The 12,961-nt window shown below is 53.5% G+C and carries 10 protein-coding genes; 6 read left to right on the forward strand and 4 right to left on the reverse strand.

The window, feature by feature from the left end:
• The first annotated feature begins 371 nt into the window (after positions 1–371).
• Positions 372–1,631 (forward strand): cation:proton antiporter, encoded by a 1,260-nt coding sequence (locus AC27K1_RS09575; protein ID WP_487150099.1) that lies wholly within the window; start codon positions 372–374, stop codon positions 1,629–1,631.
• Positions 1,632–1,711: 80 nt separating this feature from the next.
• Here AC27K1_RS09575 and AC27K1_RS09580 read toward each other — a convergent pair whose 3' ends face one another.
• From AC27K1_RS09580 to AC27K1_RS09590, 3 genes are all read right to left on the reverse strand, one after another.
• Positions 1,712–2,311: a YiiX/YebB-like N1pC/P60 family cysteine hydrolase gene (locus tag AC27K1_RS09580; protein ID WP_487150101.1), complete on the reverse strand. Its 600-nt coding sequence runs from the start codon at positions 2,309–2,311 to the stop codon at positions 1,712–1,714.
• A 68-nt stretch (positions 2,312–2,379) separates the two neighbouring features.
• On the reverse strand, positions 2,380–3,207 hold the full coding sequence (locus tag AC27K1_RS09585; protein ID WP_487150103.1) for a hypothetical protein: 828 nt from the start codon (positions 3,205–3,207) through the stop codon (positions 2,380–2,382).
• An 86-nt stretch (positions 3,208–3,293) separates the two neighbouring features.
• On the reverse strand, positions 3,294–4,562 hold the full coding sequence (locus AC27K1_RS09590) for an alanine racemase (RefSeq protein WP_487150104.1): 1,269 nt from the start codon (positions 4,560–4,562) through the stop codon (positions 3,294–3,296).
• Between the two features lie 187 nt (positions 4,563–4,749).
• On the opposite strand from AC27K1_RS09590, the gene AC27K1_RS09595 reads away from it, so the two are divergent.
• From AC27K1_RS09595 to AC27K1_RS09605, 3 genes are all read left to right on the forward strand, one after another.
• Positions 4,750–6,003, forward strand: coding sequence for a valine--pyruvate transaminase (locus AC27K1_RS09595; protein ID WP_487150106.1), 1,254 nt, complete (start codon positions 4,750–4,752; stop codon positions 6,001–6,003).
• A 191-nt stretch (positions 6,004–6,194) separates the two neighbouring features.
• Entirely contained in the window at positions 6,195–7,583 is a 1,389-nt protein-coding gene (locus tag AC27K1_RS09600; RefSeq protein WP_487150108.1) for an amino acid permease, read from the forward strand.
• A gap of 138 nt (positions 7,584–7,721) precedes the next feature.
• Complete coding sequence (locus AC27K1_RS09605) at positions 7,722–8,270, forward strand: hypothetical protein (RefSeq protein ID WP_487150109.1); 549 nt, start codon at positions 7,722–7,724, stop codon at positions 8,268–8,270.
• 60 nt (positions 8,271–8,330) lie between these two features.
• On the opposite strand, the gene AC27K1_RS09610 is transcribed toward AC27K1_RS09605, so the two are convergent.
• A complete protein-coding gene (locus AC27K1_RS09610; protein WP_487150110.1) occupies positions 8,331–9,815 on the reverse strand; it encodes a YfcC family protein in 1,485 nt (494 codons plus the stop codon).
• Positions 9,816–10,543: 728 nt separating this feature from the next.
• Here AC27K1_RS09610 and arcA point away from each other — a divergent pair.
• Together arcA and argF are read left to right on the forward strand one after the other, a co-directional pair.
• Positions 10,544–11,770 (forward strand): arginine deiminase, encoded by a 1,227-nt coding sequence (arcA, locus tag AC27K1_RS09615; RefSeq protein ID WP_487150112.1) that lies wholly within the window; start codon positions 10,544–10,546, stop codon positions 11,768–11,770.
• A gap of 175 nt (positions 11,771–11,945) precedes the next feature.
• Positions 11,946–12,947, forward strand: coding sequence for an ornithine carbamoyltransferase (gene argF / locus AC27K1_RS09620; RefSeq protein WP_487150113.1), 1,002 nt, complete (start codon positions 11,946–11,948; stop codon positions 12,945–12,947).
• Positions 12,948–12,961: the final 14 nt, after the last annotated feature.

A 12,961-nucleotide genomic window follows, 5' to 3' on the forward strand; every position in this document is an offset into this window, starting at 1 on the left:
AACTCATTGAAAGGATATAAATGCAGGTTCCTCCGTTCGATCACCAGGGAAATCTATTTGCCGCAAAAGAAAAATTGTTGCTCCTGACGATAGATGTTCGTGATTGTTGCTTTAATTTAAACCCCCGTATGGTTACAGTGTACTGACAGGTTCTTCCAGTCTTTGCGGTCCTGGGTTTACCCATTACTGAGCATGTTTTTCCACCCAGGGCCACGCCTTCCCGGCAACCCCCCTGGTAACCCATCGTCCGAAAAACAATACTCAGCTGCTATCTGTTACTCCTATGCATTTGACGCTTGCCGATTCAGTAACCGGGCCTGAGGGTCCACTGTCAAATGGCATACGTTCTTCCTGAAATATAGAGGTTAGCCATGCATCAAACCGACCTGGCATTGCCGGTGTTGATTTTTACGGGTCTGTTCATGTTGACGACAGCTTCTGCCATCTGGCTGAAGTTCCTGAGAGTCCCCTACACCATAGGCCTTGTCGTGATCGGCATGGCACTGGGCATACTGGCCAAGTACTCGGATTTCCTGGCGCCGGTGCTGCAGGTCGAGCTGACACACGACCTGATCATGTATGTCATGCTGCCCGTGCTGATTTACGATGCCGCCATCAACATCAAGCTTCCCATGCTGGTCAGGGAACTGGTGCCGGTGCTGATACTGGCGGTGGTCGGTGTTGTTTTGTCCACCGTGGTCGTGGCGAGCCTGATCGGCAATTTCACTCCGATGACAATGGCTGGCGCCTTACTGTTTGGCGCACTGATTTCCGCCACCGACCCGGTCGCCGTGATTGCGCTGTTCAAGGAAGTCGGCGCCCCCGAACGCATGGCGCTGCTCATGGATGCGGAAAGCCTGTTCAATGACGCCACGGCCATTGTCATGTTCGGCATTGTCATGGCCGTACTGCAAACCGGCCAGGGGTTCGGCCTGGACACCGCCTTCTTCGCCATCTGGGATTTTTGCCGGGTCTTTTTTGGCGGCATTGCCGTGGGCGCCATCCTGGGTATTGCCATGCTGTTCCTGCTGCGCCTTGGCCACGCGATCCCTTATGTTCAGATATCCCTGACCACCATCCTTGCCTACGCCAGCTTTATCATTGCGGATCACGTGTTCGGCATGTCGGGCGTCATGTCCACCATCGCCGCGGGAATCGTCACCCGCACCTGGTCACGGAAGGTGTTATCAGAACCGGTACAGGAATACCTGGGGCCTTACTGGGAATTCATGGCCTTTGTCGCCAACAGCTTTATTTTCCTGTTGCTGGGCATGCAGGAAGATTTCCTGTTCAGGGATATGGACCGACTCTACGAAAACGTGCCTTTTCTGATACTGACCATTGCCATAGTGCTGTTTGCACGCTTCCTGATGGTATACCTGCTGCTGCCGATCAGCAACCGGCTGCCGAAAAGTTCACCGGTGGATAACAAAACCAAGGCCATCATGTTCTGGGGCGGTTTACGGGGCGTGGTCCCGGTTGCCCTGATGCTCTCCATTCCCGTCGATATGCCGGAACGGGGTGCGATCATTCATATGACTCTGGCCGTGATCCTGTTCTCCCTGCTGGTGCAGGGCACAACCATTGGACGCCTGATGACATTTCTCAAACTCAAAAGCACTGCCAAATAATTAAAAAAACGGCGAGCTGATGAAATGACAGGCATTACCTGAATCCTTTCCTGGCCACCGCTAACGCCTGCCAGCGCTGGTCAGGAAAAACATCCAAAGCGGACTAACGGCACCAGGCATTCCGCCCGGGACAACTGGGCAGGATGGGAGCCCGGTTCCCCCTGGGGCACGTCACGTCCCATATCCCGGTAATACCTGACCCAGAAATCCAGCAACTCGCCGGTTTCCGGATCCAGAAAGTTCATTGGTGTTTCCTCAAACAGGTAAGCTCCATCGTTGGCATGACAAAAAGCATCCACAATTAACTCGCTGCAGTAATAGGAATCCTTCCTCTGCCCATAATCCCTGTTATAGGGCATGCCCACCCATTCACTCGCTTTTCGGATCGCACGGGGAATACATGACTGCCATTGTGGTTTTAACCGACAGGCCAGTACTTTTGGATTACCGGTAGCATCCGTCACCGAACCGGCAAGAAAATCCTTGACCGGGATGCAATGTACCAGCGGACTGACAGCCTCAATGACATGGCCCGAATCCACGTAAAGTCCCACATGATCAATCAGATAACCATCAATACCGGTACACACCTGCCGTATCGCTTCACCGCAACTGGCGATCCCCGGCCGTTGCTGGAACAGCAGGTCGCCGGGTTGTAACAAGGTTATCTGTGAGGTCATAGCAAGCCAGAACAAGACAGTTCACCAACGGATGCGGGTGAGTATAGGCAAAACAGAGCAATATCGAATCAGCCGTTCTCCTTCAGCGCCCAGGGAAACGATGCCTCCTGCTGGCTGCGATACACATGCCCACCAATCACCGACAGTGAAGACTCAAGCCCCGGAGCCCCAGATAACTTCACCCTGAAGAAGCCCGGATTCAGACTCTGCCCTAAACGCCAGTATGAAACCGCATCCTGCAGTTTGCGCTGTAACCGCTGAACGCCAGAGACAGCACAGGGTTCACAGAGATACCCTCCGAGCTGCTCAAGATACTGGACGATACATGCCGGATCGGCTGACTGGCGTTGCGTTTGCCAGTGGCTCAGCTTAGTCATTACCTGGTCATAGCGTGACAGTGTCACGCAGTCGTCCGCAAAGAGGCCTGCGTTATATAAATCACTCAACAAACAGTCCGGCTCACTGTCGGCCTCAAGTGATAACGCTTCATTGAAATAAGCAACCGTCAGACTCGTCGGCAAGGCAGGAATAGCGGTCAGTGCCGAATGACATAATTGCAACGGCGGTTCGTTAAGAAAAGCGACTGCCTGCTCAATATCAGCATTCGACAAACGCTTAAACAGGCCATGCCTGACGACAGACAATCCACAATAGCTGTGGAGCCTGACCAAACCAGAAGCGATTAAGGCAAGATCCGCATACACGGCTGCAAGGTTGGGATGGGCGTTTAAACGTTCACGGCAAATCGCAGCCAGTCCTTTCTGCAAACTTCCCGTTGTTTGAAGTGAAAGACGCCGTCCAGCCAATGCCGAAACCGGCTGACATTTCCGAACCCGGTTGGCCAGTGACATTGGCTCCGGCACATAGCCTGATGCTTTTGCAATGACGCGATCCATGACGCAGGCCCTGACAATAGCGATGTAACGCTGTTATCGGCCAAAGGCATCGCGACAGAAGCATCAGATGAAGCTCGTGAGAGCGGTTATTCTTTAAATACAGACCAGAAACCCACGGCTTCATTACCACGTACTACCCGAATACCGCCGAACTGCAGCATGACCCTTTCACTCTGGGTAGGGCGGAGAAAAACAGTATCGTCGACATCCAGACCGGTGGAACCTGAAGCAGTCAGCATCTCCTGGTTGGTACTGCGGCCATAGATGCCATTATTGCGTAATCCCTGCGGGGCATAAGGTACAGCCTTCCACCAGCCACCATAGACAAAAAAGGCTTTTTTCCAGTTCACATTGAGTTTTGCCAGCCAGGGTGCAAATCGCTCAAGGAACGGAATCAACAGTCCATCCAGTTTTTTAAGCACAGGTGTGGCGATATACATGCCCGGCTGATGGTCTGCCAGGGTCGGCAAGTCAAAGTCCGTGGGCTTCACAAACGATGAGCCGATGGTGAGGTCATTCAGGCAACCCTGGTTACCTTCCGGATACAACTGATAGGTCATACTCCCGGCACCGTTAAAGCAGAGATCCTCCCGGTAAGCGTCAGGCCAGGCCTCTCGCAGATGGTTCACAAAACGCTGGTAGATTCCCATCGCATCCGCCCTTGCCTTCTGGCGCGCTTCTGCCTGCTTCCAGGGCAACGCCGGCGCCTTGGCCAGGTGGGCGTCATAGCCCATGAAACCGGAAAAAACGAGGGACCCGGGATGATCACCGATCAACGCCATGATCTGGTCAAGCGCTTCCAGCGTCTGGATACCACCACGATGCAGTCCTACATCAATTTCGACATTGATCCGGAATTGCAGTTTTTGCTCTTCCGCCAGAAGAAGGTACTGCTGTAAACGCGCCGGGGTATCAATAAGCCACTGCACTTGCGCGATTCTCTCCTTTTCTTCATCAGAGAGATTGCGGAGAAACGTCCTGACCGCGGTAACGGGAAAGGGTTTGCCGACAAGAAAATCACTGCCCGGAAAGTGACGAAACTGTTGCAACAAAAACGGGAGGTGGAACGTCATCAAGCGATGACTGCCGAGCCTGTCGAGCAAATAACGAATCAGTTCCGGTGACGGCAGCGACTTGGCGGCAATGCGGACCTGTGACGTATCCCCCAGGTGGGCCTTGACCCGCTCAAGGTTATGATCCACTCGATCCAGATCAACCATCAACACCGGACACCCCGGCATCTGCTGACGCACCAGCTGGTTCAATGCAGAAAAATAATGGTCATAGGGCTTACCCCGGTTCCTGGGCCAGAGGATTACCACGACTACCACAACAGCAACAAACAACCAGAGCATCCCGAGTCCTGCCTGCAATCAATCTGTAATTATTTTAATGGAGTACGATCGTACTACATTATAAATACAGGCGCACCCGCGCAATGCAATATTCCTGCACCTTAGCCCTTGAAAAGCCCGTACTAAAAAGTGGAATCAGGCTGTAATATAGTCAACCATCGTATTCACCGGCACAGATGAGGTAGGTATGAAGCTTTCCGCCTTCGGCAAGCAATTCACGGGACACTCGGGCATTCTCTCCCTAATGGATGACCTGGGCAATGCGCTGGCCGGTAACGACGATATCATCATGATGGGCGGCGGCAATCCCGCGCACCTGCCGGAAGTGGAAGCCGTCTTTCGTCAACGGCTGGGTCGTATTCTCGACAGTCAGAAAGAATTCACCCGTTTTATCGGTACCTATGATCCGCCGACAGGCGAAAAGGATTTTCTGCGTGAACTGGCCGCCATGCTCAAGCGACGGTTTGGCTGGAACCTGACAGAACGCAATATCTGTCTGACGCACGGCAGTCAGTCGGCCTTCTTCATGCTATTCAATATGTTTGCGGGCAAAGACAGCCAGGGACTGCACCGTCGCATCCAGCTGCCGTTGGCGCCTGAATATATCGGTTATGCCGACAGCGGTATTGAGCAGGATATCTTCGCGGCGGAAAAGCCGGAATTCGAATTCATTGATGATCATACCTTCAAGTATCGTGTCAATTTCGATGCGCTGAATCTCTCTTCCGATACTGCCGCACTGTGTGTATCCAGACCGACCAATCCTACCGGAAATGTTTTGACTGACGGCGAGATTGAACACCTGGACGCACTGGCCAAACAGCATGATATCCCGCTGATCATTGACGGCGCCTACGGCCTGCCTTTCCCGAACCTGATTTTCACCGAAGCGACCCCTTACTGGGATGAACACATCATCCTGTGCCTTAGCCTGTCAAAGCTGGGATTACCCGCCACACGCACGGGGATTGTCATCGCCAGTGAGGAAGTCATCACCGCCATCACCAATATGAATGCCATCATCAGCCTGGCGCCGAACAGCATCGGCGCCCTGCTGGCTCTCGACATGGTGCGTGACGACAGCATCATGACACTGAGCAACCAGCATATTCGCCCCTGGTACCGAGAGCGAATGGAGATGGCAACCGGTTACCTCAAGGAAGTGATGGGGGACCTGCCCTGGTACATGCATAAACCGGAAGGCGCCATGTTCCTGTGGTTGTGGTTCAAGGATCTGCCCATCAGCAGCCTTGAACTTTATGAGCGTCTGAAGCAGCGTGGCGTACTGGTCGTTTCCGGGCATTACTTCTTCCCGGGCATTGAAAGTGGCTGGCAACACAGTCACGAATGCCTGCGCATCACCTATACCCGTGACGTGGAAACCGTCAAAAAAGGCCTGGCCATTATTGCTGACGAAGTGCGGCAACTGTACAACAGCTGACCATTAAATAAACAGGCCTGTGCCTCACCGTCAGGGACAGGCCTGTTTTTTACAAGCAGACTAGGCATTCCAGGCAGGCAAAAACCGTGTAAATAGGCAGGCGCCACATATTCCAAAGGAATATTACGGATATGTACCTAAATAACATCTTCATATTATGAAAGGTACTTTTCCCAAAAAGACGCTGATCGATGACAATAGAGACCACAGTAGACGGCTCAGCAGGCCTGCCCGGTAGCGGCAAAAAAAGCAAACTGGGTGTATGGATGTGCGCCGCACTCGTCGTCGGAAACATGATTGGCTCAGGGATCTTTCTTCTCCCTGCTTCCCTGGGTGCTTACGGCCCCATCAGCATTGGCGGCTGGCTGTTCACCGGCGCCGGCGCCCTGCTCCTTGCGTTAACGTTTGCCCGACTCAGCCAGATGATCCCCACCGCCGGCGGCCCTTACGCCTACTGCCGTGCCGGACTGGGTAAGTTCATGGGATTCCTGATTGCCTGGGGATACTGGATCGGCCTCTGGTCCGGTAATGCCGCCATCGTGGTCGCCATGCTCGGCTACCTGGGGATCTTTATCCCGGAAATCAACCAGAACCCCATGCTGGGCGCCGGCATTGCCGTCGGTACGACATGGTTTATGGCGTGGATCAACTGCCGCGGCGTGAAATCCGTCGGTGTGTTCCAGCTGGTCACCACCATCCTGAAAACCCTCCCCCTGGTGGGTATTGCCATCTTTGGCATTTTCAAGATCAACCCTGAGCACTTCGCCACCATCAACACCAGCGAACTCAGCAACTTCAACGCACTGACCAGCTCTGCGGCACTCTGCCTGTGGGCGTTCCTGGGCCTGGAGTCTGCCACGGTTCCCTCAGAGAACGTACATAACCCGGAAAAGACCATCCCACGGGCTACGGTTCTGGGCACCCTGTTCGCGGCCGTACTCTATATCATTGCCACGGTCTCACTGATGGGATTAATTTCTCCGGCTGACCTAGCGCAATCCACAGCACCGTTTGCCGATGCCGCCGCCATTCTGTGGGGCCCCGCCGGTACCGTGATTATTGGCATCGCCGCTATTATCTCCTGCCTGGGCGCACTGAACGGCTGGACCCTGATGACCGCGCAGATCCCCATGGCCGCCGCCCGTGACGGCCTGTTCCCGGAAATTTTTGGCAGGATATCCCGGCGTGGCACCCCGGCGGCGGGCATTATCATTTCGTCGGTACTGGTCACCCTGTTGGTGCTGACCAACTACAGCCGCGGACTGGTTGGCGCCTTTAACTTCATCATCAGCCTGGCCGTCATGACCACCTTGCTGCCCTACACCATGTCCACCATGGCACGACTGGTTCTGCAGATTCGCGAACGGGAAAAGCTGGGTACTGTTATCCCCAAACGTGACATCATCATTTCCTCGCTGGCTTTCCTCTACTCGCTCTGGGCACTGGGCGGCAGCGGCATGGAAACTGTTTACTGGGGCTTCCTCCTGTTAATTGCAGGCATACCCGCCTACATCTGGATTCTGTGGAAGAAATCCCCTCCCGCCGCAGAACCTGATGCCTGCACCACCACCGCAGGATAAACCACCCAAGGCGCAGCATTGTCTGCGCCTTTTTTTATTCAGCGCAAAATCACACGACACAAGACAACAAACAAGCGCAATGGAAAAACCGGAGATTCCCTTCTACGTTATCCCCAGTAGTCTCCCAAGGAGAATCTCATGAAAGCGTTCAAGATTTCCGTCGCCATTGCCTGCGGCAGCTTGATCACCTGCGCCACCCTCCCCGTCTTTGCCAGCCAGACCAGCGGCAGCACCGTCCAGCAGGCCCAATCCGACATACCGGTTTTACCGCTGGAGAAATTGCTGATTAAGGCAAAAGACAAGCATCCCGGCATGCGAATCATCAACACGTATTCGGAAACCACCCAGAAAGGTAAGCCTGTCGAAAAAATCTATTACCTGATGCCCGACAATACCGGCGCCTGGATCATGACCCTGGATCGGACCAATGGCAAAATCCTGGACGACCACCCTTATAAATTCCCGGAAAAAGCCGAAGTCATCCCCCTGGAAAAGATCCTGGAGGAAGTCAAGCAAAAGTATCACGTCAAGAAAATTGTCCGCACCCGGCTTGAGCAGGAAAACGGTCGCAAGCTTCGGGTGATTTACTACATCGATAAACTCAAACAACAACGCACCATGGTCGTCGATGAAAAAACCGGTGACGTCCTTTCTGACAGGGCAAGAAAACTCACCCCTACCGGTTAAGCTTAAAACCATAAAAAAATGCGAGCAAAAAGCTCGCATTTTTTCTTTTGTACCTTCTTTTTACACCGCTCCAATACTCAAACCAACCATCAATCCAATCGTCAGAACCAACAGCAGTGGCCAAACATACTTGAGCCATTTTTCATAAGGTACGCGCCCCATAGCCAATGCCCCCATCACCACACCGGACGTCGGCGTCATCAGGTTGACCATACCACTGGCTGATTGATAAGCGGTTACCACCAGGTCACGCCCCACATCCGAGAAGTCGGCCAGGGGCGCCATGATCGGCATGGTTAAAACGGCCAGACCAGAACTGGAAGGTACAAAAAAGGAGAGCAGGATCTGAATCCAGTACATCACATTAATAAACACAATAGACGACAAACCACTGACAGCCTGTTCTGACCAGAACAACACCGTATCGGTAATCATGCCGCCATTCATGACCACGACAATACCACGGGCAATACCGATGATCAGTGCCACCCCGAGCAGATCACGGGCGCCATCAACAAAGGTATCGGTAAACTCGGACTCACTGAGCTGCCCGACAAAAGCCACCACAATCGACATCACCAGGAACAGGGCGGACATCCTGGCCATCCACCAGCCTTCAGCCGCCACACCCCAGATCATGATGCCAAACGCCACCAGGAACAGCAGCAGGATCAGCTTTCGCCGCCCGGTCAGCTCAGGTACATCACTGGCGTCTGTCGATGTAAGAAAATGCTCGCGGTTCGATTCATACATATCCGCAACCAGCGAGGCCCTGGGATCTTTCTTCACCTTCTCCGCATAGCGCATGACAAACACAATGCAGACCAGCAGCCCGACGATATAGAAAATCAGTCGTAAAATAATGCCATCCGTAAACGGGACACCGGCCGCATCAGACGCAATCACTGTTGCAAACGGGTTAACCGTAGACCCCAGCGTCCCTATCCCTGCGCCTAACAAGATGACGGCAACAGCCGTGAGCGCATCGTAACCGGCAGCAATCATTACCGGTATTAACAAGGGATAAAATGCGAGACTTTCTTCCGCCATCCCATAAATGGTTCCCCCCAGGGAAAAGAACGCCATCAACAAGGGAATCATCCATTTTTCCTTGCCCTGAAGCGCCTCCATCGCCTTGGCAATGCCCGCATCGATAGCCCCTGTTTTCGTCACCACCATCAGGAAACCACCGATGATCAGGACGAACAGGGCCACATCAATCCCGTTGGCCTCATAGGAATCCGGATTATAGAAACCGGCAATGGGCGCCAGCACCACATCTTCAAAGCCCTGGGGATTGGGCTCCACATGGTGGTAGGTACCCGCGATAGGCACCTCTTTACCGATGGCTTCATCCATACGGGTGTCGTATTTACCCGCAGGGACAATCCAGGTCAGTATCGCGACAAAAATGATAATGAGAAAAAGAATGGTATACGCCGAAGGAAACTTGAACTGCTTCATGACTGAAAAGACCTTTTGCAGAGCCTGTTCATGGAACCGGGCGGCGGGAACCGGACCTGCCAGACCGGCCGGCGCTGACACGGCTGTCAGCCAGCACCATGGAAACGTCAGTCATTAGTGACAGCCACCGAAGCCATCAGTCGCCGATAATCAACGGACAGCGTTCGTCGCAGGAAAAACAGAGAAAGGGACACTCCAGACCCCTGCCACTGAACACGTCGACACCCCGGCAACCGGCAATAACGACTCAGGGACTCATGCAGACTGATTTGACGTGTTCACTATATAGTCGATAGCCATCCTTTTTGCATAAACGACACTGACACAAAAATGCCCCACATAAAAACTTTCAATAACAGCCATAATCTGTGCCCAATCAAAAACGACAGTGATCAACCATGACCTTTATCAAGATTTTTACCGATTTAACCACTAATTAATCACTGTTTTCTGCCACCATTCCCAAACTTTTTTTTAATAGTAAAACAAACGTATTAGTTAGAGGCTAAAAACCGGAAAATGGGTATTAATACGTAATGTCAAAGGATTACTGCAGGTCTAGTCTAGGCACCGCATTAGGGGGCATCCCTTAGCAGGCTTTAAGAATTTTCTAATGCTATGTCGATATATCCATTAGTGTGGTAAGCACAAATCGACATACATTACACATACCGGATTTCTATCGCCTTTTAACAGTCACCAGACTGCCTCAGCCCGATGGACTGACCCAGCCAGACTGATAAAGGCGACTTTAGCTTTTGCACAGTCATGTGCACTTACTTCATGTACATCAGACATTCAGGAGAAAGATGATGTCACGCTTCTATGTGGGTTCTGAGGTTGGTCAACTTAAAAAGGTACTGCTGCACCGTCCAGAGCTTTCTCTGCGCCGCCTGACGCCTACCAACTGTGAAGGCCTGCTGTTTGACGACGTTCTGCGTGTTGAGCAGGCTGGCAAGGAACACGACGCGTTCCAGCAGGTTCTGCGCGACAACGGCGTTGAAGTTTTCCTGCTCCGCGACATGCTGGCAGAAACCCTGGCCAACCCTGAAGCCAAAGCATGGGTTCTGGACCGTCAGGTATCTCCGCTGCGTTACGGCCACGCCCTGGCCCGCGACGTTCGCAGCTTCTTCGAAGAAATGAGCGACAAGGACCTGGCTTCTCACCTGATCGGTGGTCTGACTGTTGCCGAACTGAACTCCGCTTCCGGCAGCCCCACCCTGGGCGTGATGAACCAGACTGACTTCATCCTGGATCCGATCCCGAACCACCTGTTCACCCGCGACACGTCCTGCTGGGTATACGGCGGCGTATCTGTAAACCCGATGGCCAAGCCTGCCCGTAAGCGTGAAACCGTTCACCTGCGCGCCATCTACAAGTTCCACCCGATGTTCAAAGATGCCGACTTCCACACCTACTTCGGTGACGAAGACCGCAACTACGAACTGTCCACCATCGAAGGCGGCGACGTGCTGGTTATCGGTAAGGGCGCAGTCCTGATCGGTATGTCCGAGCGTACTACTCCTCAGGGTGTTGAGCACCTGGCTCGCGGCCTGTTCAAGACCGGCCAGGCTACCAAGGTTATCGCCCTGGAACTGCCCAAGCTGCGTAGCTGCATGCACCTGGATACCGTCTTCACCCACATGGATGTTGACTGCTTCACCTACTACCCAGACATCATGCGTGACGACATCGCCTGCTGGGAACTGACCCCTGGCGACAACGAAGAAATCGTCTTCACTGCCGTTAACGATGGTTTCGTCAAGGCAATCGCCCGCGCCCTGGACCTGCCTGAACTGCGCATGATCCCGACCGGCGGCGACATCTTCGAAGCAGAGCGTGAGCAGTGGAACGACGCCAACAACGTTCTGACCGTACGTCCCGGCACCGTGATCACTTACGAGCGCAACATCTACACCATCAAGAACATGGAAGAAGCCGGCATCAACGTGCTGACCATTCCGGGTGAAGATCTGGGCCGTGGCCGTGGTGGCGCTCGCTGCATGAGCTGCCCGATGGAGCGTGAAGGTATCTAATACCTTCCCCCTGCAAGACCCAGGCACGCTGACCGGCCTGAAAGGGTAAACAAGACTGACCAGGGTGTCAGTGATAATACCCAACCGGTCAGGGTACCATGAGTGAAACAACAATCTGCCGCAAGTGCGGCAGATTGTCCTTAAACAAAAAATGTTTTTTTAGGGATTTAAGACCATGTCTTTCAATCTGCGTAACCGTAACTTCCTGAAACTGCTGGACTTCCAACCTAAAGAAATCCAGTACCTGCTGGACCTGTCCCGTGACCTGAAGCGTGCCAAGTACGCGGGTTGCGAACAGCAGCGCATGAAAGGCAAGAACGTTGCCCTGATTTTCGAAAAGACCTCCACCCGTACCCGTTGCGCATTCGAAGTTGCCTGCTTCGACCAGGGCGCTAACGTCACTTACATCGGTGGCGGCTCCCAGATGGGTCACAAAGAATCCGTTAAGGACACCGCGCGCGTTCTGGGCCGTTTCTACGACGGTATCGAATTCCGTGGCTTCTCCCAGGACGCCGTTGAAGAGCTGGGCGCATACGCTGGCGTTCCTGTCTGGAACGGCCTGACTGACGAATGGCACCCCACCCAGATCCTGGCTGACTTCCTGACCATGATCGAACACGGCAAGGGCAAGCAACTGGCCGAAATCAAGTTCGCTTACCTGGGCGACGCTCGCAACAACATGGGTAACTCCCTGATGGTTGGCGCTGCCAAGATGGGTATGGACATTCGCCTGGTGGCTCCCAAGGCATTCTGGCCTGAAGAGTCCCTGGTTGAAACCTGCAGCAAGATCGCTGAAGAAACCGGCGCCAAGATCACCCTGACCGAAGACGTTGCTGAAGGCGTTAACGGCGTTGACTTCCTGTACACCGACGTATGGGTATCCATGGGTGAAGCTGAGTCCGCATGGGCCGAGCGTATCGAACTGATGAAGCCTTACCAGGTGAACATGGACGTCATCGCCAAGACTGGCAACAAAGACGTTAAATTCATGCACTGCCTGCCTGCTTTCCACAACACCGAAACCAAGGTGGGTCAGGAAATCGCCGAGAAATACGGTATGGAAGGCCTGGAAGTTAACGAAGAAGTCTTCGAATCCGCATACAACATCTCCTTCGACGAAGCAGAAAACCGTATGCACACCATCAAGGCTGTTATGGTTGCCACCCTGGGCGACTAATCCAGTCAACGATG

The organism is Kistimonas ophiarachnellae, from assembly GCF_057552235.1.